Source organism: Pseudomonas sp. FJ2-5-13 (assembly GCF_029201605.1).
Taxonomy (GTDB): Bacteria; Pseudomonadota; Gammaproteobacteria; order Pseudomonadales; family Pseudomonadaceae; genus Aquipseudomonas; species Aquipseudomonas lactis.
This window is the reverse complement of record NZ_CP104045.1, coordinates 2,611,892-2,635,962: the sequence shown is the minus strand read 5'-3', so window position 1 is coordinate 2,635,962 and position 24,071 is coordinate 2,611,892. Positions and strand designations below refer to the sequence as shown.

Sequence of the window (24,071 nt, the reverse complement as noted above, 5' to 3'; positions counted from 1 at the left end):
CGACCACGCCATTGGAGCGTAAAGCATGGTTTCAAGCGTCACCGCCGCACACAGGTTACTCAGCGCAGACGAGCGCGCCGCCATTGCCGAAATTGAAGCAACCACCAACATCCTCAAGCTGGTCACCCGCCTGACCGGGATGAGGTTCGCCGGCATCGCCAAGTTCACCGACCAGGAATGGGTGGTGTGTTCGGCCTACGACCCGCTGCAAATGGGCATCAACGTCGACGACGTACTCGACCTCGAAACCACCTTGTGCAGTGAGTTCTGCATCAACCCGCACACCCTGTTCATTCCTCAGATCAGCCAGAACGGCCGTTTCGCGGCGCGCCCGGTGGTCAAGCAATACGCCATCGAAAGCTACGCCGGCGCGCCGATCTTCCTGCCCGATGGCCGCCTGTTCGGCGCGCTGTGTGCGCTGGACTCACGGGCCATGTTGTTCGACGACCCGAACCTGCCGGAAACCCTGAGCCTGTTCGCCCGGCTGATTGGCTGCATTTTCTACGCTAATTTGACCCCGGCGGATCACTGACACCCGCCCTGCCCCGCAGGGTCGCCATGTCGCGCTTGGGCGGCACCCCAAACAGCCGGCTGTACTCACGGCTGAATTGCGACGGGCTCTCATACCCGACTTTGAACGCGGCACTGGACACATCCTGGTGCTCGTTCAACATCAACCGACGCGCTTCATTCAAACGCAGCCATTTCTGGTATTGCAGCGGGCTCATCGCGGTCAGTTGCCGGAAGTGATGGTGAAAGGTCGCCGCGCTCATTTGCACCCGCGCTGCCAGCTCTTCCACCCGCAGGGCGGCGTCGAAATTCAACTTCAGCCAGTCGATGGCCTTGGCAATCCGATAGCCCTGGCCGTCTACCGAGCAGATCTGGCGCAATCGGCCGGCCTGGTCGCTTTTCAGTAGCCGGTAATGAATCTCGCGCTGGATCAAGGGCGCGAGTACCGGGATGGCTTCGGGTTCATCCAGCAACGCCACCAGGCGCGCGAATGCGGCCAGCATGCCGTCGGTGACCGTGCCGATCCCCACGCCCTTCATGACCGCACGCTCACGCACCGGCGGCAAGCCACCCTGGGCGATCAGCTCGGCGAGCATGCGCAGGTCCAGCTTGAACGTCAGCCCCAGGCACGGCTGCTCTGGGCTGGCCGCCAGCACCTCGGAATTGGCGGGGATGTCCAGCGATGTCACCAGGAACCGGGACGTGTCGTAGGGGTAGCCCTCGCCGCCGACCCACAACTGCTTCTCGCCCTGGGCCACCAGCACGATGCACGGCTCAACCATGCACACCACCGGCGCAGCGGGTTGCTCACGCCGATAAAAGCCCAGGCCCGGGATCGGCATGGCGTAGTCGCCGGGCGACGGCGTGCGCGAACCAATCGACTGGATCAGCGCGTTCAATGGGGTGGGAGTGGACGTCATGACAGACCCTTTCATTGCTTCATTGCACTTTACTCGCGCAAGCCACGGGCGTCGTCACCTGGCGCTGAAACTCAGAGGATCAGGCAAGTAATCCACTCAAATGCACTACAGAAGCCCTGCCGTCACCCGGAAAATGTGCGGACACTTCACAAGGAACATCCCTATGAAACGCCTCTTGCTCGCCTTGGGTTTGCTGGTGACTTCTCTTTCTTCATTTGGAGCCGATATGTCCAACGGTGCGGATAACTTCTACAGCAGCAACACAGTGACGGCCGAACCTGTCACCTTCAACAATCAATACGGCATGCAGGTCGCCGGCACGCTGTTCGTGCCCAAGCACCTGGCCCCAGGCTCAAAGCGCGCAGCCCTTGTCGTCGGCCACCCGATGGGCGCCGTCAAAGAGCAAAGCGCCAACCTCTACGCCACCAAAATGGCTGAACAGGGTTTCGTGACCCTGTCCCTGGACCTGTCGTTCTGGGGCCAAAGCGCCGGTACGCCGCGCAACGCGGTGTTGCCCGACCTCTACGTGGAAGACTTCAGCGCCGCCGTGGACTTTCTCGGCACTCGCCCACAGGTCGACCGGGAACGCATCGGTGCCATCGGCATTTGTGGCAGCGGCAGTTTCGTGATCAGTGCGGCGAAGATCGATCCGCGTCTCAAGGCAATCGCCACGGTCAGCATGTACGACATGGGCGCGGCCAACCGCAATGGCCTCAAGCACGGCATGACCTTGCAACAGCGCCAGCAGATCCTGCGCCAGGCCGCCAACCAGCGCTATGTAGAATTCCAGGGCGGTGAGACCCTCTACACCGGTGGCACGCCGCAGAGCCTCACAGGCGATCCGATCGGCGACGAGTTCTACGACTTCTACCGTACCCCGCGCGGCGAAGTCACCCCAGCAGGCGCCTCATCGCAAACCACCACCCGGCCGACGCTGACCAGCAACGTCAAGTTCATGAACTTCTACCCCTTCAACGATATCGAGACGATCTCGCCACGCCCGCTGCTGCTGATTACCGGGGCCGACGCGCATTCCCGTGAATTCAGTGAAGACGCCTACCAACGCGCCGCCGAGCCCAAGCAATTGCTGGTCATCCCCAACGCCGGCCATGTAGACCTTTACGACCGCGTCGAACTGATCCCGTTTGACACGCTCTCCACCTTCTTCCAGAGCCACTTGCAGTGAGGTCCGTTACCCCTCAACCGCAACGCTGGGGCGCGGTGCTGGCGATGTCGCTGGCGGCGTTTGCCTTGGTCGCCTCCGAGTTCATGCCGGTCAGCCTGCTGACACCGCTGGCCGCTGACTTGCAGATCACTGAAGGCCAGGCCGGCCAGGGCATTTCCGTGTCCGGGGTGTTTGCCCTGCTCACCAGCCTGGTGATCGCGGCGGTTGCCGCGCGGATGGATCGCAAGCGCCTGCTGATGGCCTTGACGCTGCTGATGATCGTCTCGGGCAGCGTGGTGGCGTTCGCACCGAATTACGCGGTGTTCATGCTCGGTCGCGCGTTGATTGGCGTGGCAATTGGCGGCTTCTGGTCGCTGTCGGCGGCCACGGCAATGCGCCTGGTCGAGCCCGCCCAAGTGCCACGGGCTTTGGCCATCGTCAACGGAGGCAACGCCCTGGCGACGGTGATTGCGGCGCCGCTGGGCAGCTTTCTCGGCGGCCTGATTGGCTGGCGCGGCGCATTTTTTTGCGTGGTGCCGGTGGCCGTGATTGCGCTGGCCTGGCTGTGGCTGAGCCTGCCGGCGCTCAAGCACAGCGGCGCGGCGAACACCGGCAATGCACTGCGCCTGCTGAGAAACCCCAAGGTGGCCTTGGGCATGTGCGCTGTCAGCCTGTTTTTCATGGGCCAGTTCATGCTGTTCACTTACCTGCGGCCGTTCCTGGAAGGCGTGACCCGGGTCGAGGTGTCCACCCTGTCGTTGATGCTGCTGGTGCTCGGCCTGGCCGGTCTGGCGGGTACGGTGTTGATTGAGCACTTGCTCAAGCGCCACCTCTACCCGACGCTGATTGCCATCCCGTTGATCATGGCCGGCATCGCCCTTGCGCTGGTGGCGTTCGGCGGTTCAGCGATTGCCACCACTGTGCTGCTGGGCTGCTGGGGCCTGGTGGCCACTGCTGCGCCTGTGGGCTGGTGGACATGGCTGGCCCGCGCCTTGCCCGACGACGCCGAGGCCGGCGGGGGATTGATGGTCGCCATCATCCAGCTGGCGATTGCCGCCGGCGCCACCGTCGGTGGTGTGGCATTCGACTTGAGCGGCTACCGGGCCACCTTCGAGCTGAGCGCCGCCTTGCTGGTAGTCGCCACGCTGCTGGCTTACCTGGCATCGCGCCGCCCTGCTCATGCGCGCATGGCGAGCGGCACTACTTGAAAAAATGACTCGGCGTTTTGCCAAACTGTTTCTTGAACATGCTGGTAAAAGCGCTGGGGCTTTCATAGCCCAATTCAAACGCCACATCGATGATCTTCTGCCCCACCGCAATGCGCTCCAGCGCCAGCAATAGCCGCGCTTGCTGGCGCCACTGGCCGAAGGTCATGCCGGTTTCCTTGCGGAACAGGCGCTGGATGGTGGTTTGGTCCAACCCCAACCGCGCACTCCAGTCGGCGACGGTGGAGGCATCACTCGGCTCGTCCTGCAACGCCAGGCAGATCGGGCTCAGGCGTGGGTCGGCAGGCTGGGGCAAAGACAGCGGCAAGGCCGGCAGGATGGCCAGTTCATCGAGGATGAGGTGCATGATCCGCGCGTCGCGTGAATCCTCGGCATACGGCGGTTTCAAGCTCACCGAGGCCTTGATCAGTTCACTCAGCAGCGGCGAGACCGTCACCGTCTTGGGCTCGGCCGGCAGGTTGGGGAAGCTGTCCGGGCGCACGAACACGCTGCGCATCTGCAGCGTACCCACGCAGCGCAGCGAGTGAACTTGACCGCAAGGCATCCAAAAGCCACGATTGGGCGGCACCGTCCATTGCCTCAGGGCCGAGTACACCACCATCACACCGCCAATGGCGTACAGCAGTTGGTGCTTGTTGTGGCTGTGTTCGGGGATCACCCAGTTTTCGGGGTAATCGGTGGCCGAGCTGATGACGGCCCAGTCGCCCTCATCGATTTCTCGCAGAAATTTATCCAGTGATTTGATCATTTCGCCCTTTTTGCGATGGTTTCTGCCCGAATTGCGCGAGACAGGCATTGGCGCCGAATCTAGCATAAACGCCGAGTCCAGATGGAGTGGCGGTTCACATCACCGCCGCCCGCCTCCACGCCTGTTAGCTGCCTTGTACGGAATGCCCGCATGTCCACAGTCACAGCGTCACCCGCCGCACCTTCGACCAGCCCGCAAGTAAGCCCCTTAGTCATGCGCGTCCTGGGCGCCTGTGCCCTGGCGCACCTGATCAATGACTTGATCCAGGCGGTGCTGCCGTCGATCTACCCGATGCTCAAGGCCAACTACGGCCTGAGCTTTACCCAGGTCGGCCTGATCACCCTGACCTTCCAGTTGACCGCCTCGCTGTTGCAACCGTGGATCGGCTACCACACCGACCGCCACCCCAAACCCTGGCTATTGCCGGCGGGCATGGTGTGCACCTTGGTCGGCATCTTGATGCTGGCCTTTGTCGGCAACTTCCCGGCGATATTGCTCGCGGCGGCGCTGGTGGGCGTGGGCTCATCGACCTTCCACCCGGAAACCTCCCGCGTCGCACGCCTGGCCTCCGGTGGGCGCTACGGCCTGGCGCAATCGACCTTCCAGGTCGGCGGCAACACCGGCAGCGCCTTCGGCCCATTGCTGGCGGCGGCGATCATCATTCCCTACGGCCAAAGCCACATTGCCTGGTTCGGCCTGTTCGCGGTGTTCGCCATCCTGGTGCTGTACGGTTTGAGCCGCTGGTACCGCCACCACCTCAACCTGTTCAAGCTCAAGCAAGGCAGCCAGGCGACCCACGGCTTGTCCAAAGGCCGCGTGACCTTCGCCCTGGTGGTATTGGCCGTGCTGGTGTTCTCCAAATACTGGTACATGACCAGCCTGACCAGCTACTTCACGTTCTACCTGATCGAGAAATTCCAGCTGTCGGTAGCCAGCTCGCAGATGTACCTGTTCCTGTTCCTCGGCGCAGTGGCCGTGGGCACCTTTGCCGGTGGCCCGATCGGCGACAAGATCGGCCGCAAAAAGGTTATCTGGTTCTCCATCCTCGGCGCCGCACCGTTCACCCTGGCCCTACCCTACGTCGACCTGTTCTGGACCGCCGTACTCAGCGTGGTCATCGGCTTTATCATCGCCTCGGCGTTCTCGGCCATCGTGGTGTTTGCCCAGGAGTTGGTGCCGGGCAATGTGGGCATGATCGCCGGGATATTCTTCGGTTTGATGTTCGGCTTCAGTGGGATCGGCGCGGCGCTGCTCGGGATGCTCGCTGATCATCACGGCATCGAGTACGTGTACAAATTGTGCTCGTTCCTGCCGTTGGTGGGCATCCTCACGGTACTGTTGCCGTCGACCAAAGGCGTTTGATCGGTTGCGGGGCCCAAATAGGTATCGACACAACTCTGTAGCGCTCAACGGTAACCACGATGCGAAGCGAGCCGCTCTTGATCTTGATCTGCTTTTGATCTCAGGCGCCCCGTTAAACCACGCTGGCCGGAATTCGACAGGGATTTGGGGGCTAAACCGGCAGGGATGCCGGTTTAGCCGCCCCGCGCCATGGATGGCGCGTGGCGGCGGCCCCCCAAATCACTGGCGGATTACGGGCACACCGAGCCTAAGCGAGGTGCCGAGTGGTGGGGCAAGAGCGTTTTGCTTACTTTTGCGCTTTTCAAAAGTGAGCCGCCGTCAGGGCGGAACCCTAAGCGGCCGCTACCGCAGCAATGGATATGTACACAATCCAACTGTGTCGCCTGTCAGGCCGCCTTCGCGAGCAAGCCCGCTCCCACATTTGGATCGTCGTGTGTCAGGTAGATCAGCGTCGGCTGGCAGGTCGTCAAGGGAGCAACAAGCCTCACTTCATGGCCCGACGAGAAAACCCATTAACCACGATATAAAGCAACGGCCCTACCGACACAAACACTGCCGTCAGTAGAAAATACGGCAACACTGAGGCCATCGACCGCCCTCGCCCACGCGCATCCCGGTACATCCACACACACGCCAGCACCGCCATCAGATACAGGTCAATCACCACCTGGGCCGTATCCGGCCTGGACATCAGTTCCCATCCAAACGCCAGCAGTGATTGCTCAGCCGTGAGCATGGTCGCCACGGTATAGACGGTAAATCCCAGCAAGGCCGCCAGGGCGATATAAGGTTTTTGCATGGTCTCTTCCTTGAAGCGCAACGTTAATCAGCGCGGCCACCTTAGCGATAAGAGGCTGCCGCTGGCAATCATGCTGACGTTGTTCTCAAGATCTCCTGCGCGCCGCCTACGCGAGTATGCCGCGCTGGTTTTGTGAAATATCTGTACGTAGACTGCCGCCATACCCCCACTTGAAGGCGGCGAAAAAAACGTGATGCAAGTTACTGAAGTCTCCATTGCCCAATTGCGCGCTGCGCTTGAAGCCGGCCAGACCACGGCGGTTGAACTGGTCCAGGCGTACCTGGCGCGAATCGACGCTTACGATGGCCCGCAGACGGCCACTGCGCTGAACGCCGTGGTGGTACGCAATCCCGAGGCGCTGAAAGAAGCCCAGGCCTCCGATGCGCGCCGCGCCAAGGGGCAAATCCTGGGGCCGCTGGATGGCATTCCCTACACCGCCAAGGACAGTTACCTGGTCAAGGGGCTGACGGCAGCATCCGGCAGCCCGGCGTTTGCCAAGCTGGTGGCCCAGCGTGATGCCTTCACCATTGAACGCCTGCGGGCCGGCGGCGCCATCTGCCTGGGCAAGACCAACATGCCGCCGATGGCTAATGGCGGCATGCAACGTGGCGTGTATGGCCGCGCCGAAAGCCCCTACAACGCCGACTACCTCACCGCGCCGTTCGCGTCGGGCTCCTCCAACGGTGCCGGCACCGCCACCGCCGCCAGCTTTGCCGCGTTCGGGCTCGCTGAAGAAACCTGGTCCAGCGGTCGCGGCCCGGCCTCCAACAATGGCCTGTGTGCCTACACGCCTTCACGCGGGGTGATTTCGGTGCGCGGCAACTGGCCGCTGACCCCGACCATGGACGTGGTGGTGCCCTACGCCCGCACCATGGCCGACCTGCTGGAAGTACTCGACGTCGTGGTGGCCGAAGACCCGGACACCCGTGGCGACCTGTGGCGCCTGCAACCCTGGGTGCCGATCCCCAGCGTCACCTCGGTGCGCCCAGCGTCCTACCCGGCCCTGGCAGCCGGCAGCGAAAGCCTGGCCGGCAAGCGCTTTGGCGTGCCGCGTATGTACATCAACGCCGACCCGGAGGCTGGCACCAGCGAAAAACCCGGTATCGGCGGCCCGACCGGGCAAAAGATCCACACCCGTGCCACGGTGATCGAACTGTGGCAAGCCGCACGCCAGGCACTGGAAGCCGCCGGTGCCGAAGTGATCGAAGTGGATTTCCCGTTGGTGTCCAACTGCGAAGGCGACCGCCCTGGTGCACCGACGGTGTTTACCCGTGGCCTGGTTTCCAAGGAATTTCTCCACGACGAGTTGTGGGAATTGTCGGCCTGGGCCTTCGATGACTTTCTGCGCGCCAACGGCGACCCGCACCTGAACCGCCTGGCCGATGTGGACGGGCCGAAGATATTCCCCCACGACCCCGGCACCCTGCCCAACCGTGAAGACGACCTGGCCGCCGGCATGGACGAATACGTGCGCATGGCCCAACGCGGCATCACCCCATGGGACCAGATCAGCACCGTGCCCGATGGCCTGCGCGGCCTGGAACAAACCCGGCGCCTGGACCTGGAAGACTGGATGAACTCCCTTGGGCTCGACGCCGTGCTGTTCCCTACCGTGGCCGATGTAGGCCCGGCGGATGCCGATGTGAACGAAGCGTCTGCCGATATCGCCTGGAGCAACGGCGTATGGGTCGCCAACGGCAACCTCGCCATCCGCCACCTGGGCGTGCCCACCGTCACCGTGCCAATGGGCGTGATGGCAGACATCGGCATGCCAGTGGGGCTGACCTTCGCCGGGCGCGCCTATGACGATTCGGCGCTGTTGCGCTTCGCCTCGGCGTTCGAAGCCACCGGCAGCAAACGCATGATCCCGCCGCGTACGCCACCGCTGGCAGCCCGCTAAACGCGGTCAACCTGTGGCTGGCTTGCCTTAATGCCAGTCAGTTAAGGCTTTTTTGTAGGAGCGAGCTTGCTCGCGAAAAACTCACTGGCGCCGCGTTCATTCAGCAAACACGGGTTATCGTTGACGTTTTTCGCGAGCAAGCTCGCTCCTACAGAATTGGCCGCAGCGCCGACTCCATGTGGGAGCTGGCTTGCCTGCGATGGCGGCCGTTCAATCGACAGCGACATCGAATGTGCCACCCACAGGTAACCACGATGCGAAGCGAGCCGCCCTTGATCTTGATCTGCTCTTGATCTCAGGCGCCCCGTTAAACCACGCTGGCCGGAATTCGACAGGGATTTGGGGGGTAAACCGGCAGGGATGCCGGTTTAGCCGCCCCGCGCCATGGATGGCGCGTGGCGGCGGCCCCCCAAATCACTGGCGGATTACGGGCACACCGAGCCTAAGCGAGGTGCCGAGTGGTGGGGCAAGAGCGTTTTGCTTACTTTGCCGCTTTTGCAAAGTGAGCCGCCGTCAGGGCGGAACCCTAAGTAGCCGTTACCGCAGGAATGGATATGTACTCGGTATTACGGTGTCGACTGTGAGGCCGTCTTCGCGAGCAAGCCCGCTCCCACAGTTGGATCGTGGGGTGTCAGGTAGATGGGCGTCGCCTGACTGGCCGCCATCGCAGGCAAGCCAGCTCCCACACTTTGCCCCTATTTCAAATCAAACCCTGTGGCCGGGTGTTCGCTCACCACGCCACCACCTTGCGCACTTTCACCAGCGCCTCACGCAACGCCGCCATCGGCACCGACCCCAGAGCCAGGCGCAGCGCGTGGGGCACCTGGGCCGAAACCGCGAACGGTTCAGCGGTTGAAACAGAGATGCCCGCACGCTGCAAGGTCATGGCGACCTGATCGGCGCGGGCATCTTCGGCCAACGGCAGCCACAGAAAGTAGGAGGATGGGTGGCTGATCGTCCTCACGCCGGTCAGCACCTGCGCCGCCAATGCCTGGCGGGCCTGGGCATCCGCGCGCTTTTGCGCCTCCAGTTGCGCCACCGTACCGTCTTCGAGCCAGCCCACCGCTATCGCACTCATCACCCCCGGCACGTTCCAGGTGGTGGCCATGATCGTGCGCTCCAGGCCGTTTACCCAAGCCATAGGCGCAGCGATAAAGCCCACGCGCAACCCGGTGGCAACACTCTTGGACAGCCCGCCGATGTACACCGTGCGCTCCGGTGCAAGAGTCGCCAAAGGTGGCGGTGCGTCTTCGGCGAGAAACGCATAGGCACCATCTTCGATGATCATCAAGTTGTGCTGCCGGGCGATTGCCACCAAACGCTCGCGCTGCGCCAGGCTCATCACCCAGCCCAGCGGGTTATGCAGGGTCGGCATGCTGTACACCGCTCGCACCGGGCGCTGGCGACACAGGCTGTGCAGGTGGTCCAGGTCCGGGCCGCAGGGAGTGACCGGGACGGCGACGAGTTCCAGATGCAGGGTTTCGGCCAGCACCTTGAAACCCGAATAGGTCAGCGCATCCACCGCGACCACATCCCCAGGCTTGAGCAAGGTCATCATGCTCACCGCCAGGCCATGCTGGGCGCCGCTGACCACCAGCACCTGCTCGGCGGGCACCTTCAGCCCTCGGTTCAACAAATGCCGGGCCACGGCAGCACGCTCGTGCACGCGACCGGCATGGGGCTGGTAACGCAGCAGCGCCTCCAGATCGCCAGACAGGGCAAGTTGGCGCAACGCCGTGCGCAACAGCTCGGCCTGGCCGGGCAAGGACGGATAGTTGAAATTCAGGTCGAGCAAACCCGCCGCAACCGTCATCTGCCCGCTGCCCTGCCCCGGCGGTAAGGCAATCTCACGCACGAAGGTGCCGCGCCCGGTCTCGCCACTGACCAGGCCCATGGCTTCCAGCTCGCTGTACACCCGGCTGGCAGTGACCAGCGCCAGGCCATGCTCGGCGGCCAATTGTCGATGGGTGGGCAACCGCGTGCCGGGCAGCAGTTGGCCGCTGCGGATGGCCTCGGCGAAGGTATCGACCAGCGACTTGTAGCGAGCACGGGGCATAAGGATGTATCCATGACAATTTTTTGATTGTCTTAATCTTCAATCCTAGGATGCCCAGCACGCAACTGCCTTTTCAGGACGCCCCCATGGAACGCACTTCTCGCCTCGGCACTCTGGACAACAGCACCCAGGGTTGGATCAACGGTTTTATCGGCGTGGTGATTTTCAGCGGCTCGCTGCCGGCCACGCGCCTGGCGGTGATGGAATTCGACCCAGTGTTCCTGACCATGATCCGCGCCACCCTCGCAGCGCTACTGGGGCTGTGCCTGCTGTGGCTATTCAAGCAAAAACGCCCCACGCGCCAGCAATGGGCACCGCTGGTCATCGTCGCGCTTGGCGTGGTGATCGGCTTTCCACTGCTGACGGCCCTGGCCTTGCAGTACGTGACCTCGGCCCACTCCATCGTCTTTATTGGCCTGCTGCCGCTGGCCACGGCGGTGTTCGGCGTGCTGCGCGGCGGTGAGCGGCCGCGGCCGGTGTTCTGGTTGTTTTCGATCCTGGGCAGCCTGTTGGTGATGGGTTACGCCGTTGCCCAAGGCTTGAGCGCCGCACCCGCGGGCGATGTGCTGATGCTGTTGGCGGTGCTGGTGTGCGGGCTGGGGTATGCCGAAGGCGCCAAGCTGTCGCGCAGCCTGGGCGGCTGGCAGGTGATCTGCTGGGCGCTGGTGGTGTCGCTGCCGGTGGTGGCGCCCTTGAGCCTGTTGCTGGCACCTGCCACCCTCAGCGGAATCAGCCTGCCGGCGTGGTTGAGCCTGGGCTACGTGGCGTTGTTCAGCATGTTGATCGGCTTTGTGTTCTGGTACCGCGGCCTGGCCCAGGGTGGGATTGCCGCGGTCGGCCAGTTGCAGTTGCTGCAACCGTTCTTCGGCCTGGCGCTGGCGGCGGGCTTGCTGCATGAACAGGTCAGCCTGGGCATGGTGCTGGTGACGGTGGCGGTGATCGGCTGCGTGGCCGGGGCGAAGAAGTTTGCTCGCTAACCCCTGGCCTGCTAAATAGAAGCGTCGCCCCAAAAAACAATAAGGACTCTGCATGCACAGCGCTTCTCTCCAAGACACCACGGCGCCGGAAGGCATCTGCTACGGCTGCGGCAGCAGCAACCCCCATGGCCTGCACATCAAGAGCCGTTGGGATGACGATGGCGTGCACGTCATTGCAGAGCATCAACCCGAGGCTAAATACAGCGGCTGGCCAGACCTGGTCTACGGTGGCCTGATCGCCATGCTGGTGGACTGCCACTCCAACTGGACCGCCATGGCCTACCACTACCGCGCCGAACAGCGTGAACCCGGCAGCCTGCCGCGCATCGATTGCGTCACCGGCAACCTGGGGATCAAATTCATCAAGCCCACGCCGATGGGTGTACCCCTGGTCCTGCGCGCTCGGGTCGAAGGCGAAGTCGGGCGCAAAAGCCGTGTGGTCTGCGAAGTGTATGCAGGCAGCGTGCTCACCGCCGTCGGCGACTCGGTGTTCGTGCGCGTTGATACCGGGCAACTGGCCGCTGCCGCCCATGGTCGCGAGGTTTGACCCGGCGCCATAGTGACAACCATGATCAGACACCCTGCATAAGGAGCACTCGAAGATGGCCTGTGAGATTTGTCTGGGGCTGAGCGCGCAATTCACCGAGAGCTATAAACTAACCTGGCTGGACTTCGGCCTGCAGATCACCTGCGTGCCTAACGCAGAAATCAGCCAGCAGGAACAGGATCTCTATCGGTTCTTTTTCGAAAGCGGCCTGGTGTGGAAAGTCGACCACGTGGATGCCTATGGCGATTACTGGCTGTGCGTGCAACATGGCGAACACAGTTATGAAACGCTTGCACCCGTTGCGGGCAGTTTCACAAAAGTCCCCTGTGACCCACCCTATCCAGTGGCTACACACCCACCACTTCGCGCAACCACCCCTTGAACGCCACCATCGCTGACGTCTCAGCCCGCGACTGCAAGCGCGTCAGCCAATAGCTGCCCGTCGTGATCCCCACCTCGAACGGCTGGCGGATCACATCGCTCTCCAATTGCCGCGAGAACATCAAGGCTGGCGCCAGTGCTACGCCAGCCCCTTGCAGCGCGGCCTCCATCATCGCCAGCGAGGAGTCGAACACCACGCTGCGCGGCACCCGGGTATCGCTGGGCAAACCGGCGGCCTGGAACCACAGGTTCCACTCATCGGCACGGTAGGAACGTAGCAAGGCGTGCTTCAACACGTCAGCCGGGCTGCGCAGTTGTTCGGCAAGCTGCGGCACACACAACACCGTCAACGGCGCCTCAAGCAAAGGGCAGGCATCGGTGCCGTGCCAGGCGCCGGCGCCAAAGCGGATGGCATAATCCAGGCCCTCGGCGGCGACATCCACGCGGTTGTTGTGGGTGGACAAGCGCAAGTCGATCAACGGGTAGCGGCTATGAAAATCCGCCAGGCGCGGCAACAACCAGCCCACCGCAAAGGTACCGACCGCCCCCACGGTCAATACTTCACGGTAATGCCCGCCTTCAAACTGATCCAAGGTCAGAGCAATACGGTCGAAGGCCTCACGCAGCACGGGCAGCAGGGATTCGCCTTCGCTGGTGAGCATCAAGCCCCGTGGAAGGCGCTTGAACAGCGTGACGTTGAGTTGCGCTTCGAGGCTTTTGACCTGATGACTGACCGCCGCTTGGGTCACGCATAACTCGATGGCCGCACGGGTAAAGCTCAAATGACGCGCCGACGCTTCGAAGGCGCGCAAGGCATTGAGCGGCAGGTGGGAACGCAACATGGCTTGGCCCAAATTTTTCTAATGGCTGGTGCGAGATATCATCGTTTGCCCGCTACGGGAAATCCACCTACATTTGCCACGCCTGCGCAGGCTCCGATCGTCATTGCCTTTACTTACATGGAAGCGAAGCATGAAACACACCCTGAAAAAATATGCGATCTCAGCCTTATTGCTTGGGGCCGGCAGCTGCATGGCCGCCACCGATATGCGCCAGGTCGTGGACAGCCACGTCACCCCTCTGATGAAACAGCAAGGCATCGCCGGCCTGACGGTCGCGGTCGTCCAACACGGCAAGGTGCAATACTTTAATTACGGCGTCGCCGCCAAGGACACTCAGGCACCCGTCACCGAAAACACCCTGTTCGAAATCGGCTCAGTGAGCAAAACCTTCAACGCCACCCTCGGCGGGTATGCTCAGGCTATCGGCAAGCTCAAGCTGTCGGACATGACCAGCCAACACCTGCCGGTGCTGGCTGGCAGCGCGTTCGATCGCATCAGCCTGCTGCAACTGGCGACCTATACCCCCGGCGGCCTGACGCTGCAGTTTCCGGATGCCGCCGACAGCGCCACCACCATGATGGATTATTTCCAGCATTGGAAACCCACTTATGCGCCGGGGGAACAACGCCTGTATTCCAACCCCAGCATTGGCCTGTTCGGTTACGTGACAGCAAAAAGCCTGGGCCTGCCGTTCACCGTCGCCATGGAAAAAACCCTGCTGCCAAAGCTGGGCTTGACCAACACCTACACGCGCGTGCCTGCCGAAAAGGCCAGCCAATACGCCCAGGGCTATGACAGCCAGCAGAAACCGGTTCGCGTCAACCCCGGCGCCTTGGACTTCGAAGCCTACGGCCTCAAAAGCAGCAGCCAGGACCTGGCCCGCTACGTGATCGCGAACATGCACCCGCAAACCCTGGAGCAACCAGTGCAGCAGGCCATTGCCACCACTCACGCCGGCTACTACACCGTCAACGGCATGACCCAGGGCCTGGGCTGGGAACGCTACCCCTACCCCGTCGCGCTGCAAGCGTTGCTTGAGGGCAACTCCACACCGATGGCGATGGAGCCGCACAAGGTTAACTGGCTCAAACCCGCCCAGGCGCAGCCTGCCAACGTGCTCTACAACAAAACCGGCTCCACCGGCGGTTTTGGCGCCTATGTGGCGTTTGTGCCAAGCAAGGACATGGGTGTAGTGATCCTGGCGAACAAGAACTACCCGAATGCCGAGCGGGTAAAGTTGGCTTATGAAATTTTGAGCACGATGGATCAATAAACCACGAAAGGGTCTCCGACTGTCGCGGCCACCCCTGACCGCGACGTTCAGTGACTGGAGCGACACACGGGAGGGGGTGACCTGAGTAGCGTTGCGTAATAATTGTCATCGGGCTCAGGTTGGAAATGAATGCTGCGTAAAAACCCCTTTAATGCGTGAATGCTGACAGTGCTGTTTCGCCGCTTTATAGCGTCTGCAAAGCGCAATAGCTGCCCATAGGTTTGCTCCATCAACGCCAGGGCAGCGTCAAATACGCCTGCGTCTCCATATTCTCGAATAATCTGTTTTTTTTGATCTGAAGTGAGCGCGCCCTTGACCAGTGCCTTGCCCGCCAAGATCATCAGGAACGACTTTGGCCCACCCTCCAAATCCATGGCGAATCCTTTTTTTTCAAAGTGCGGAATATGATTGATATCGCAATAGTCGTTGACGTAACGATAATAGATGCCCATCAACAGCAGCATCCGTTCAAGCAGAACATAGGTCTGCGCGTCCAACGGTTTCAGACATTGGCAAGCCTTTAACAGAAACACAAAAAAACAGCCGGTATTAGCCTGTGCAATACAGCCATAGTCTTCCAAGGTGGGCAATGTGTCACCTGCACTTGCTTTGGCGTCGAGGTATTGCCCAACATGCAGTCGTTCAAGGCTTTCCATACCCGCCCGCACAACATTCAAGTCATTGAGCTTGGCCAGGAGCTGAAGACCTTCCAGGTACCCATACATCCCCGACAACAGAGCAACCTCCGTACCGTATTGCTTCCATACCGTTGGAACACCACGGCGCACCGTATCACCATCCAGTAAATCGTCATGAATCAATGAGGAAAGATTCATCTTTTCGATGGCCGCGCAGAGGGTGTGAGTCTGGACAGAAGGCAAGCCGTACAACACCGAGAGTGCCCACATGAGTTCTGTTCTTACGGCTTTACCGGGGAAACGCTCTTGATAAGCAAAAGGCTCAGACCACTGGGCTCTGGCGTTTAAGTACCAAGTGTCATCGAATGACGAGCAGAAAGGGTTCATCTCATAGGCCTCGTTGTTGACCGCGTGAGCGCCTCAACACTCACTGTCTTCTACGTTCTTCACGCGTAAAGACCTTCAACATCCGCAGGCCACCGCTTTACGTGATCATCATTCACATGATGGAAAGGTTAGCCATTTTTCAGATAGGCACAAGGAGACAACATTTTACCGCTCGCAATAACTCAGTTTATTTATTCATAATGCGCAGCACATTGATTCCAAACCCATATTGAAAGCGCACCAGACGCTACAACACTGAGTGCTATAACTTGTCTTGCATACTTATCGACGCACTCTAACGTTACAGGTTACATCGTATGTCAGCGCGATCAGGCTCGCGGGGAAGAACCTCGCCCTCTTCACCACGCCTTGATGTCCAACAGCCCATCGGCCCCTTTCATTTACCCCGATGGCTTGAGACGGGGACTTATCCTTTGAGCCCCTTTGCGCAAGAGGCTCAGCAGCACACACGCCAATGGCTCAAGAATATGGGGCTGGAACAAACATCCCGCGCAACCCATCAATTGGACATCTACATTCCCGGTTTGTATGCCGGTTATATGTGGAGTGACGCGCCACTTGAGTTATTACTCATTCTGTCTGATCTGGTGGGATGGTTCAGTTGCCAGGACGATCTCGCCGACGAAGACTGCAATGACCCCGAAGCCCTCGAACGCCTGATTCGAGGTGTCTACGCAAGAGCGTTCACGCGCGCGAGCACACCCCGAGAACCGTTGGCCAATGCACTCACAGACATCATGCGACGCGCGTCACGCTTGATGCCCTCGCTCTGGCAGCAGCGAGTGGCCGAGCAATACTTGACCTACCTGGTTCCTTGCACCACCGCGCTGATGCATCGCCTTCATAACACGCAGCCGGGCGTAGAAGGTTATGAGGCTCTGTGGCAAAACGCCGGCGGTTTTCAAGTCTGTCTGGAATTCACCTACCTGGTGCAGAACATTCAATTATCGTCCTCGCTTTACTACAGCCCCCCCTGGCAAGACCTGCGAAACCTGGCCTTGAAACTCTTCAAGGCAGTTAACGATTTGTTGTCTTTTCAGATCATGGAAAACCCTGATGAAGACATCTACAACCTACTGACTCACCTCAGGCACACCCAGGGCCAATCGGCGCTGCAGGCCGCAGCCGAGGTGTCACAGCGGATTGAACAATGGGCGAAAAGCTTCGCAATGACGCAAGCCGAGTTGCCCAAACGCCTGGATGCGCTGGGCTATGACACGCGTACTCAAGAACAGGCAATGACCTGTGCTCAAGCCCTACATAACCAATGGCGCGGCAACATTGCCTGGCATCTGGCCGTACCGCGGTATCGGGAACTGCGCTTCAAGGGTCAATAACCGGCTGCGCTTACATCCCCAGCCACGGCATCGCCGCGCGCATGGAGCAAGCCCACGTGCGCGTTTGTCCTGCGGTGTTTGAGGTTCGGTGGCCTCTAGGTACAATCACCGCCCTCTCCCACTCCCCCAAGGATCCGCCATGTCCGGGCTTGAACTGTTTGCCGCCGCCCTGGGGGTGATCGCCGTTTCGCTGACGGTCAAACAAAACCCCTGGTGCTGGCCCATCGGCCTAGTGATGGTGCTGCTCTACACCTGGGTGTTCTTTGAGGTCAAGCTCTACTCCGACATGCTGCTGCAAGTGGTCTACGCGGCCTTGCAGGTGTATGGCTGGTGGCAGTGGACCCGCGCCGGCGAGGTCAAGCAGGGCCGCCAGGTCACGAGCCTGGGCGTGCCGGCGATCATGGCCAGCCTGGCTGTGGGTGCCGTCGGCAGTCTGCTGCTGGGCGCCGCCATGGCCCACTGGACCGACGCCGCCCAGCCTTGGCTCGACGCCGCGCTCACCGGTTTCAGCCTGGTGGCGCAGATGTGGATGGCGCAAAAACGTGTGCAGTGCTGGGCCTTGTGGATCGTGGTGGACGTGATCTTCGTCGGCCTGTTCCTTTACAAAGGCCTCTACCTCACCGCCGCGCTCTACGCGCTGTTTACCGTGATTGCCGTGCAAGGCTGGCGCGAGTGGCGCGCCGACCCGGCGTTGCGCGCATGAAGGTGGTGGTATTGGCAGGCCCCGAATCCAGCGGCAAGAGCTGGCTGGCGGCGCAGTTGCACGCGCACTTCGGCGGGTTGATGGTAGGGGAATATGTGCGCTACTTCATCGATCAGCATCAGCGCGACACCACCCTGGCGGATATCCCGGCCATTGCCCAAGGCCAGTTGGCCTGGGAGGATGCCGCCCGCGCCAAACGCCCCGCGTTGCTGATCCTCGACACCCACCTGCTCACCAACAGGCTCTGGAGCCAGACCCTGTTCGGCGACTACCCCGGCTGGCTGGATGACGAACTTCTGGCGCGGCATTACGACCTGCACCTGCTGCTCTCTCCCGAAGACGTGGAATGGAGTACCGACGGCCAGCGCTGCCAGCCGGAACTGGCGGATAGGCAGGCGTTTTTCCAGGCCAGTCTGGAATGGATGCAGCAGCACCAACAGCCACTGGTGGTGATTCGCGGGGGCTGGGAACAACGGCGCCAGGCGGCGTTTGCCGCGGTAACGCAGTTGCTGTAGGAGCGAGCTTGCTCGCGAAAGACGTCAACGATAACGCGTGTTTTCTGGATAAACGCGGCGCCTGTGAGTGTTTCGCGAGCGAGCTCGCTCCTACAGGATGACGTTGGGGCAGGCCCCTTTACTCGGCATATGCCCACGTCATCCGAAACGACGCCCCGCCCCATTCCGAATCCAGCACCTCAACTTGCCCGCCATGCCACTGGCTGACACGCTTGACCAGCGCCAGGCCCAGGCCAAACCCGCCTGTGCGGCGGTCGCGGCTGGCGTCGAGGCGCAGGAAGGGTTCGAATATCTTGGTGCGGCCCTCCAGCGGCACCCCCGGCCCATCGTCGTTGACCCGCACTTCGTAACCGCTGCCAAACTTGACCAGCGACACTTCCACACGGTGGTCGGCATAACGAATGGCGTTGCGCAGCAGGTTGATCACGGCCCGCGCCATAAAGCGTGGTTCGATCTGGATAACGTCCACCTCGCAGGTGCGCAACGACAGCTGCACCCCTTGCGCCTCGGCCTCCAGGGCCACGGCGCCTATAACACTGTCGAGCCAACTGTGGGCCTCGATATGCTCACGGGTGACCCGGGTGGCGCCCGGCTCAAGGCTGGCATAGGTCAACAGCTCGGAGACCATTTCTTCCAGCTCACCGAGGTCGGCGTACATGTCGTTGATCAGCGCTCGGCGTTGCCGTGGGTCGCTTTGTTGCCTGAGTTGATCAAGCTCGAATGACAACCGCGCAATCGGCGTGCGCAATTCATGGGAGACCGCGTTGGTGAGTTCGCGTTGGTTGGCGATCAAACCCTCAATGCGCTCGGCCATCTGGTTGAAATGCCCGGCCAGGGAACGCACGGTGGAACGGCTCGGCAGCAGGATGCGCGAGCCCAGGTCGTTGTCACCGAAACGTTGCGCCGCGAGGCGAATGTGCTCCAGGTCGCGCCAGTGTGGGCGCACCCAGAAATACAGAACAATGGCCAGGCTCACGCCCAGGAAGCCGTAGGCCCACAGGTACAACCACTTGGGTTCTTCCGGCAATTTGATTTCGAGCAATTGGGGGCCGTCGTCGATAGGCGCGAGAAACTTCATGAAGTCTTCGCGCACCACCACCTGGCCAGCCGCCAGGAGTTTCTGTTCCCGTTCGCTCAAATCCTGGGTGTCGCGTTGCACCAGTTTGAGCCGCAAGCCGTAATGCGGTTGCAATTCGTCCAGGCGGGCCTGGCGCGCCTCTGCCGGCACGGGGCGCAGCTGTTCCACCAAGGCCCACGCCGGTCCGCGCAGGGCTTCACGATTGTAGGTCTCGTTGGACTCGGGCATGTAGGTGTCCAGGCCGAAGTTCACCAGCCAGATCGACCCGGCCAGGCCGAGCGCAAGTATCACGTAAAGGCGCAGATACAAGCGCAGCATCTACACCTCCCACGCGAACGGATTGAACAGGTAGCCCTTGCCCCAGATGGTCTTGATGCACACCGGCTCGCGGGGGTTGTCATTGAGCTTGCCGCGCAGTTTGCTGATGTACACGTCTACGCTGCGGTTCAGCCCATCAAAGGCAATGCCGCGCATGCGGTTGAGGATATCGTCACGGGACAGAACCTTGCCCGAGCTGCTGGCCAGCAACCACAGCAACTCGAACTCCATGGTGGTGAGGTCAATGGTTTCGTCGCCCAGGCGCACCACCCGGCAACTGCGATCAATCGACAAGCGGCCGAACTCCAGAGCGCCGCGCACCGTGGGCTCGGGCACCTGGCGGCGCTGCAACGCACGCAGGCGCGCCAACAATACCGGCGGTTTGATCGGCTTGATCACGTAATCGTCAGCACCGGACTCAAGGCCAAGGATATGGTCCAGGTCATCTTCCTTGGCGGTGAGGATTACGATGGGCGTGTCCGACAGGTTGCGAATCTCGCGGCAGACATGCAGCCCGCTCTGACCCGGCAGCATCAGATCGAGCACGACGATCTTCGGCTTGAAATCCACGAACGCCGCCAAGGCTTCATCCCCCCGGTACACCACCCGGACCTCGAAACCATGCTGCGACAGAAAATGCGAGACCAGCCCTGCCAGCTTTTCATCGTCCTCAACGAGCAGGACCTTGCCCAGACCCAGGTTTTCCATAAGTTCTCAGTGTGGATGCGCGGATTGAAAAAGGGCCATTATAGGTGGCAAGCTGGCCGACAGAAGCCGCTGGCCAGCACCCCGCGAAGAAGCTTCATGCTTTTAAGAGTTTTTAACAAATAGCCTGCAGTTTTTAACGCCATTGACAGGGAGTTCCATGCGCAAGGATTACCTGGCGTTCTTCATTTCGCTGTTCCTTTCACGACTGGCCGACCAGATTTTGCTATTTATCGTGCCCTTGATCGTGTTCCAGACCACCCAAAGCGTGTCGTGGGCGGGTTTGGCGTTTTTTGTCGAGTCGCTGCCGCGTTACCTGGCGTTTCCGGTATGCGGCGCACTGTGCGACAGGTTTTCACCGGTGCGTATCCTGCATATCAGCCAGGTGTATCGGGCCTTGGCGTGTGTAGTGGCGATGGCGTGCTATGGGCTGTTCGACGGCATCCATTGGCTGGTGATGCTGTCCGCATTGTGCGGCGTGTTGACCACCCAGGGCATCATGGCGCGGGAGGTGGTGATGCCGCATATCTTCGGGCAGTACGCCTATGCCAAGACCTTGTCCTATTCGCAAATCGCCGACCAGAGTGGCCTGGTGCTCGGGCCGTTGGTGGCGGCGCTGGTGCTGGAAGTCTGGGCGTGGCCTTGGGTGGTGCTGGGGGTGGCCGTGCTGTTTGTGCTGGCGGACCTGGCGATGCTGATCTGGCAGCGCAACACTACGGTGAACCTGGAAATACACCAACAACACCCAGGTATCTGGCTGCAACCCCTGCGCACCGCCTTCGGCCACATCTTCAGCCGGGTGGAGTTGAAGCGCATCATCGTCCTGGCGGTCGGCGTGAACCTGATAGTCGGGGTGACGCTGGCCACCTCGGCCGCCATGGTCACCGGCCACTTCGCAGCGGGCAAAGACGCCTATGCCCTGCTGCAAGCCGCCGGGGCGCTGGTGACCATCGCTATTCTGTTCTACCTGGCGCGCTCATCACTGAAGCTGAAGGTGCTGGGCGGGCTGTCGTATTCGATGATCACCGTCGGCGCGCTGATCACCGCGCTCAGCCCCGGCGTGTGGGCCTACGCGGTGGGCTTCCTGCTGGTGAGCGGCTTCGACAAGATGTTCAACGTGTATCTTCGCAGCACCCGCCAACGGGTGATCCCGGTGCAGGACTTCGGCAAGACAGTCGGCGTGATGACCTTGCTCAACAACCTCGCCCAGCCCTTGGCGGGCTTGATGATTGCCGTGCTGGCAGCGCCTTTGGGCACGCCAACGGTGATCCTGCTGCTGGCGGGGATCACCGCCTTGATCGGTGTGGCCGTGGCCTCAGGCTGGCACGCCACTGTGAAAGCGGAACTCGACGTCGGGTGACTCGATCAGCTCCTGCTCGGTGGCCCGCACCCGCTCGATCACCTGGGCGATGTCCTTGGCGTCGCCGTACTGGTAGGCCAGCTTCAGGTAGCCCTGGAAGTGCCGCGCCTCGCTCTTGAGCAAGCCGAAGTAGAACTTGCCGAGTTCTTCGTCCAAATGCGGCACCAGCGCTTCGAAACGTTCGCAACTGCGCGCTTCGATAAAGGCGCCTACCACCAGGGTATCCACCAGCTTGACCGGCTCATGGCTGCGCACCACCTTGCGCAAACCCGAGGCGTAACGGCCGGCGTGCAGTTGACGCAGCTCGACCTTGCGCTTTTTCATCAGGCGCATGACCTGCTCGTGGTGCACCAGCTCTTCGCGGGCCAGGCGCGACATCATGTTGATCAGGTCAACGTGGCCGTAGTACTTGGCCATCAGGCTCAAGGCGGTGCTGGCGGCTTTGAATTCGCAGTTCTTGTGGTCGATCAGCAGGGTTTCCTGATCGGCCAATGCGGCCTGTACCCAGGCATCGGGGGTGCGGCAGCCGAGGAATTCATGGATTTCGGGCAGGTTCATCGGGCTCACGGGCAAAGGATACAAAAGGGCGCCGATTATACCGACCCCGCCGCAGACCACCAGCCACCGGCTTTGATGTGTATCAACATGACGGCTGCCGGCCAGCAACTATAGTTATCCAACGCCCACCCTTCAGGAGAACCCGACCATGCAAGCCATCCGCAGCATCCTGGTGGTCATCGAGCCCGAGCACTCCGAAAGCCTGGCACTCAAACGTGCCAAGCTGATTGCCGGGGTGACCGACGCGCACCTGCACTTGCTGGTCTGTGACAAAAAACACGAACATTCGGCGCTGCTGAGCCTGCTCAAGCAAGGCTTGACGGAAGACGGCTACAGCGTCACCACCGAGCAAGCGTGGAACGACAGCCTGCATGAAACCATCATCGATGTGCAGCAAGCCGAAGGCTGCGGCCTGGTGATCAAGCAGCACTTCCCCGACAGCCCACTGAAAACAGCCCTGCTGACCCCGGCGGACTGGAAGTTGCTGCGCTATTGCCCAACGCCAGTGTTGCTGGTCAAGACCGCCACTCCTTGGGCGGGCGGCGTGATCCTGGCGGCCATCGACGTGGGCAACACAGACGGCGAACACCGCTCGCTGCACCATTCGATCATCGACCATGGCTTTGATATCGCCAGCCTGGCCAAAGCCAAATTGCATGTCATCAGTGCCCACCCGTCGCCCATGCTGTCGGCGGCCGACCCGACCTTTCAGCTCAAGGAAACCATCGAGGCGCGCTACCGCGAGCAGTGCAAGGCATTCCAGGCTGAGTTCGACGTAGACGACAGCCACCTGCATATCAAGGAAGGCCCAGCCGATGTGCTGATTCCACATATTGCCCATCGGTTGCATGCGGCGGTGACCATTATCGGCACGGTGGCGCGCACGGGGATTTCCGGCGCGTTGATCGGCAATACGGCGGAGGTGGTGCTGGATGCGGTGCAAAGCGATATTCTGGTGCTAAAACCGCAGACGCTCATGGATCATCTGGAAGACCTCGCCACCAAGCCCTGACACCGACCTTCAGGCAATGTGGATCAAATGTGGGAGCTGGCTTGCCTGCGATTGCGGTGGGTCAGCTGGCGCATTTGCTCCTGATACACCGCTATCGCAGGCAAGCCAGCTCCCACATTGACCTCGCCAGTCAGTTAACCCAGCGCATCTTTCAAGAAGCCCGGCGCGATATAACGCTGGTAATGCGCCTCGGACAAAATAAAAAACTCGCGATCAATGGCATCGCGCAGTTCCGGCAGCGCCCAGTCGCGAAACTCCGGCAACAGCACCATGCCATAGGCCTCCAGGTTATTGATCACCCGGGCTCCACGGGCAATCAACTGGTAGGCCCAGCAATACTCGGACTGGTGCGGCACAAAGCGAATCTTGCGTTGCTCCAACTGCCCGCGCAGGGTCTTGGGGTCGAAAACCTCAACTTTGCCGGCCATGACCTGCACCAACAGCTGCTCAAGCCTGAGCCAGACCGCGCGTTTTTCTTCTTCGTTATAGCCGTTCCACTGGATCACTTCATGGTGGAAGCGCTTGCATCCACGGCACACGAGATCGCCGTAGACCGTGGAACACAGGCCGACGCAGGGAGTTTTGATGGTTTGGTTGGGCATGGGCAACGACACGCAAATCCGCGAAACAGTGCGCCATGTTAGCCCTTTGTCTAAGGTTGATCACCCAGCAAACTTGAGCAGGCAACTTACCTTTAGATTTTTTTTGCCGTAGAATCACCCGGCCTTGTAAG

The 24,071-nt window shown here is 61.1% G+C and carries 24 protein-coding genes; 14 read left to right on the top strand and 10 right to left on the bottom strand.

Going from position 1 to position 24,071, the window contains the following annotated elements:
• Positions 1-25: 25 nt before the first annotated feature.
• Entirely contained in the window at positions 26-532 is a 507-nt protein-coding gene (locus N2A98_RS11520; RefSeq protein ID WP_032892101.1) for a GAF domain-containing protein, read from the top strand.
• On the opposite strand, the gene N2A98_RS11515 is transcribed toward N2A98_RS11520, so the two are convergent.
• On the bottom strand, positions 507-1,430 hold the full coding sequence (locus N2A98_RS11515) for an AraC family transcriptional regulator (RefSeq protein WP_003190868.1): 924 nt from the start codon (positions 1,428-1,430) through the stop codon (positions 507-509). The genes N2A98_RS11520 and N2A98_RS11515 overlap by 26 nt on opposite strands.
• Positions 1,431-1,593: 163 nt before the next feature.
• On the opposite strand from N2A98_RS11515, the gene N2A98_RS11510 reads away from it, so the two are divergent.
• Both N2A98_RS11510 and N2A98_RS11505 read left to right on the top strand, forming a co-directional pair.
• A complete protein-coding gene (locus N2A98_RS11510) occupies positions 1,594-2,616 on the top strand; it encodes an alpha/beta hydrolase (RefSeq protein WP_275623454.1) in 1,023 nt (340 codons plus the stop codon).
• Positions 2,613-3,803, top strand: a complete 1,191-nt coding sequence (locus N2A98_RS11505) for an MFS transporter (protein ID WP_275623453.1) — start codon at positions 2,613-2,615, stop codon at positions 3,801-3,803. The genes N2A98_RS11510 and N2A98_RS11505 overlap by 4 nt, the downstream gene beginning before the upstream one ends.
• On the opposite strand, the gene N2A98_RS11500 is transcribed toward N2A98_RS11505, so the two are convergent.
• Positions 3,796-4,617: a helix-turn-helix transcriptional regulator gene (locus N2A98_RS11500; protein WP_034135456.1), complete on the bottom strand. Its 822-nt coding sequence runs from the start codon at positions 4,615-4,617 to the stop codon at positions 3,796-3,798. The genes N2A98_RS11505 and N2A98_RS11500 overlap by 8 nt on opposite strands.
• Positions 4,618-4,719: 102 nt before the next feature.
• Between N2A98_RS11500 and N2A98_RS11495 the strand changes: the two genes are divergently transcribed.
• On the top strand, positions 4,720-5,931 hold the full coding sequence (locus N2A98_RS11495; RefSeq protein WP_034135455.1) for an MFS transporter: 1,212 nt from the start codon (positions 4,720-4,722) through the stop codon (positions 5,929-5,931).
• Positions 5,932-6,415: 484 nt separating this feature from the next.
• On the opposite strand, the gene N2A98_RS11490 is transcribed toward N2A98_RS11495, so the two are convergent.
• A complete protein-coding gene (locus N2A98_RS11490; protein WP_014718650.1) occupies positions 6,416-6,730 on the bottom strand; it encodes a DUF2834 domain-containing protein in 315 nt (104 codons plus the stop codon).
• Positions 6,731-6,920: 190 nt separating this feature from the next.
• Here N2A98_RS11490 and N2A98_RS11485 point away from each other — a divergent pair, with 190 nt between their 5' ends.
• Positions 6,921-8,630 (top strand): amidase, encoded by a 1,710-nt coding sequence (locus N2A98_RS11485; RefSeq protein WP_275623452.1) that lies wholly within the window; start codon positions 6,921-6,923, stop codon positions 8,628-8,630.
• Between the two features lie 730 nt (positions 8,631-9,360).
• On the opposite strand, the gene N2A98_RS11480 is transcribed toward N2A98_RS11485, so the two are convergent.
• Positions 9,361-10,686, bottom strand: coding sequence for a PLP-dependent aminotransferase family protein (locus tag N2A98_RS11480; protein WP_275623451.1), 1,326 nt, complete (start codon positions 10,684-10,686; stop codon positions 9,361-9,363).
• Positions 10,687-10,772: 86 nt separating this feature from the next.
• Between N2A98_RS11480 and N2A98_RS11475 the strand changes: the two genes are divergently transcribed.
• The 3 genes from N2A98_RS11475 to N2A98_RS11465 are packed head-to-tail and all read left to right on the top strand — an operon-like array spanning position 10,773 to position 12,592.
• The gene (locus tag N2A98_RS11475) at positions 10,773-11,663 is read left to right on the top strand and encodes a DMT family transporter (RefSeq protein WP_275623450.1); all 891 of its coding nucleotides are present in this window, start codon (positions 10,773-10,775) and stop codon (positions 11,661-11,663) included.
• Between the two features lie 52 nt (positions 11,664-11,715).
• Positions 11,716-12,210, top strand: coding sequence for a thioesterase (locus N2A98_RS11470; protein ID WP_032892109.1), 495 nt, complete (start codon positions 11,716-11,718; stop codon positions 12,208-12,210).
• Positions 12,211-12,265: 55 nt separating this feature from the next.
• Complete coding sequence (locus N2A98_RS11465) at positions 12,266-12,592, top strand: hypothetical protein (RefSeq protein WP_275623449.1); 327 nt, start codon at positions 12,266-12,268, stop codon at positions 12,590-12,592.
• Here the strand turns inward: N2A98_RS11465 and N2A98_RS11460 are convergent.
• Positions 12,558-13,433, bottom strand: a complete 876-nt coding sequence (locus tag N2A98_RS11460; protein WP_275623448.1) for a LysR family transcriptional regulator — start codon at positions 13,431-13,433, stop codon at positions 12,558-12,560. The two genes, N2A98_RS11465 and N2A98_RS11460, sit on opposite strands and share 35 nt — an antisense overlap.
• 130 nt (positions 13,434-13,563) lie before the next feature.
• Here N2A98_RS11460 and ampC point away from each other — a divergent pair, with 130 nt between their 5' ends.
• Complete coding sequence (gene ampC / locus N2A98_RS11455; protein ID WP_275623447.1) at positions 13,564-14,706, top strand: class C beta-lactamase; 1,143 nt, start codon at positions 13,564-13,566, stop codon at positions 14,704-14,706.
• Positions 14,707-14,753: 47 nt separating this feature from the next.
• Here ampC and N2A98_RS11450 read toward each other — a convergent pair whose 3' ends face one another.
• Positions 14,754-15,731, bottom strand: coding sequence for a polyprenyl synthetase family protein (locus N2A98_RS11450; protein WP_044273448.1), 978 nt, complete (start codon positions 15,729-15,731; stop codon positions 14,754-14,756).
• Between the two features lie 434 nt (positions 15,732-16,165).
• Here N2A98_RS11450 and N2A98_RS11445 point away from each other — a divergent pair, with 434 nt between their 5' ends.
• From N2A98_RS11445 to N2A98_RS11435, 3 genes are all read left to right on the top strand, one after another.
• Complete coding sequence (locus N2A98_RS11445; RefSeq protein WP_235369416.1) at positions 16,166-17,089, top strand: hypothetical protein; 924 nt, start codon at positions 16,166-16,168, stop codon at positions 17,087-17,089.
• 139 nt (positions 17,090-17,228) lie between these two features.
• A complete protein-coding gene (pnuC, locus tag N2A98_RS11440) occupies positions 17,229-17,792 on the top strand; it encodes a nicotinamide riboside transporter PnuC (protein WP_275623446.1) in 564 nt (187 codons plus the stop codon).
• Complete coding sequence (locus tag N2A98_RS11435) at positions 17,789-18,307, top strand: AAA family ATPase (RefSeq protein WP_275623605.1); 519 nt, start codon at positions 17,789-17,791, stop codon at positions 18,305-18,307. Before pnuC ends, N2A98_RS11435 begins: the two co-directional genes overlap by 4 nt.
• Positions 18,308-18,425: 118 nt before the next feature.
• On the opposite strand, the gene N2A98_RS11430 is transcribed toward N2A98_RS11435, so the two are convergent.
• Together N2A98_RS11430 and N2A98_RS11425 are read right to left on the bottom strand one after the other, a co-directional pair.
• The gene (locus tag N2A98_RS11430; RefSeq protein WP_047710708.1) at positions 18,426-19,703 is read right to left on the bottom strand and encodes an ATP-binding protein; all 1,278 of its coding nucleotides are present in this window, start codon (positions 19,701-19,703) and stop codon (positions 18,426-18,428) included.
• A complete protein-coding gene (locus N2A98_RS11425) occupies positions 19,704-20,411 on the bottom strand; it encodes a response regulator (RefSeq protein ID WP_044273446.1) in 708 nt (235 codons plus the stop codon).
• 157 nt (positions 20,412-20,568) lie between these two features.
• On the opposite strand from N2A98_RS11425, the gene N2A98_RS11420 reads away from it, so the two are divergent.
• On the top strand, positions 20,569-21,768 hold the full coding sequence (locus N2A98_RS11420; RefSeq protein WP_044273445.1) for an MFS transporter: 1,200 nt from the start codon (positions 20,569-20,571) through the stop codon (positions 21,766-21,768).
• Here the strand turns inward: N2A98_RS11420 and miaE are convergent.
• On the bottom strand, positions 21,724-22,326 hold the full coding sequence (miaE, locus tag N2A98_RS11415) for a tRNA isopentenyl-2-thiomethyl-A-37 hydroxylase MiaE (RefSeq protein ID WP_044273444.1): 603 nt from the start codon (positions 22,324-22,326) through the stop codon (positions 21,724-21,726). The two genes, N2A98_RS11420 and miaE, sit on opposite strands and share 45 nt — an antisense overlap.
• 148 nt (positions 22,327-22,474) lie before the next feature.
• On the opposite strand from miaE, the gene N2A98_RS11410 reads away from it, so the two are divergent.
• A complete protein-coding gene (locus tag N2A98_RS11410) occupies positions 22,475-23,338 on the top strand; it encodes a universal stress protein (protein WP_275623445.1) in 864 nt (287 codons plus the stop codon).
• 134 nt (positions 23,339-23,472) lie between these two features.
• On the opposite strand, the gene N2A98_RS11405 is transcribed toward N2A98_RS11410, so the two are convergent.
• Positions 23,473-23,940 carry a DUF1289 domain-containing protein gene (locus N2A98_RS11405; protein WP_003190830.1) on the bottom strand — a complete coding sequence of 156 codons (468 nt, stop codon included), beginning with the start codon at positions 23,938-23,940 and terminating at the stop codon, positions 23,473-23,475.
• Positions 23,941-24,071: the final 131 nt, after the last annotated feature.

Coding starts and splice junctions, on each gene's coding strand:
- N2A98_RS11515 (WP_003190868.1), bottom strand. CDS start 1,430: ATGACGTCCACTCCCACCCCATTGAACGCGCTGATCCAGTCGATTGGT.
- N2A98_RS11420 (WP_044273445.1), top strand. CDS start 20,569: ATGCGCAAGGATTACCTGGCGTTCTTCATTTCGCTGTTCCTTTCACGA.
- N2A98_RS11405 (WP_003190830.1), bottom strand. CDS start 23,940: ATGCCCAACCAAACCATCAAAACTCCCTGCGTCGGCCTGTGTTCCACG.
- N2A98_RS11465 (WP_275623449.1), top strand. CDS start 12,266: ATGGCCTGTGAGATTTGTCTGGGGCTGAGCGCGCAATTCACCGAGAGC.
- N2A98_RS11490 (WP_014718650.1), bottom strand. CDS start 6,730: ATGCAAAAACCTTATATCGCCCTGGCGGCCTTGCTGGGATTTACCGTC.
- N2A98_RS11470 (WP_032892109.1), top strand. CDS start 11,716: ATGCACAGCGCTTCTCTCCAAGACACCACGGCGCCGGAAGGCATCTGC.
- N2A98_RS11480 (WP_275623451.1), bottom strand. CDS start 10,686: ATGCCCCGTGCTCGCTACAAGTCGCTGGTCGATACCTTCGCCGAGGCC.
- N2A98_RS11495 (WP_034135455.1), top strand. CDS start 4,720: ATGTCCACAGTCACAGCGTCACCCGCCGCACCTTCGACCAGCCCGCAA.
- N2A98_RS11450 (WP_044273448.1), bottom strand. CDS start 15,731: ATGAACCCTTTCTGCTCGTCATTCGATGACACTTGGTACTTAAACGCC.
- N2A98_RS11435 (WP_275623605.1), top strand. CDS start 17,789: ATGAAGGTGGTGGTATTGGCAGGCCCCGAATCCAGCGGCAAGAGCTGG.
- N2A98_RS11460 (WP_275623448.1), bottom strand. CDS start 13,433: ATGTTGCGTTCCCACCTGCCGCTCAATGCCTTGCGCGCCTTCGAAGCG.
- ampC (WP_275623447.1), top strand. CDS start 13,564: ATGAAACACACCCTGAAAAAATATGCGATCTCAGCCTTATTGCTTGGG.
- N2A98_RS11475 (WP_275623450.1), top strand. CDS start 10,773: ATGGAACGCACTTCTCGCCTCGGCACTCTGGACAACAGCACCCAGGGT.
- N2A98_RS11520 (WP_032892101.1), top strand. CDS start 26: ATGGTTTCAAGCGTCACCGCCGCACACAGGTTACTCAGCGCAGACGAG.
- miaE (WP_044273444.1), bottom strand. CDS start 22,326: ATGAACCTGCCCGAAATCCATGAATTCCTCGGCTGCCGCACCCCCGAT.
- N2A98_RS11430 (WP_047710708.1), bottom strand. CDS start 19,703: ATGCTGCGCTTGTATCTGCGCCTTTACGTGATACTTGCGCTCGGCCTG.
- N2A98_RS11500 (WP_034135456.1), bottom strand. CDS start 4,617: ATGCCTGTCTCGCGCAATTCGGGCAGAAACCATCGCAAAAAGGGCGAA.
- N2A98_RS11510 (WP_275623454.1), top strand. CDS start 1,594: ATGAAACGCCTCTTGCTCGCCTTGGGTTTGCTGGTGACTTCTCTTTCT.
- N2A98_RS11410 (WP_275623445.1), top strand. CDS start 22,475: ATGCAAGCCATCCGCAGCATCCTGGTGGTCATCGAGCCCGAGCACTCC.
- N2A98_RS11425 (WP_044273446.1), bottom strand. CDS start 20,411: ATGGAAAACCTGGGTCTGGGCAAGGTCCTGCTCGTTGAGGACGATGAA.
- pnuC (WP_275623446.1), top strand. CDS start 17,229: ATGTCCGGGCTTGAACTGTTTGCCGCCGCCCTGGGGGTGATCGCCGTT.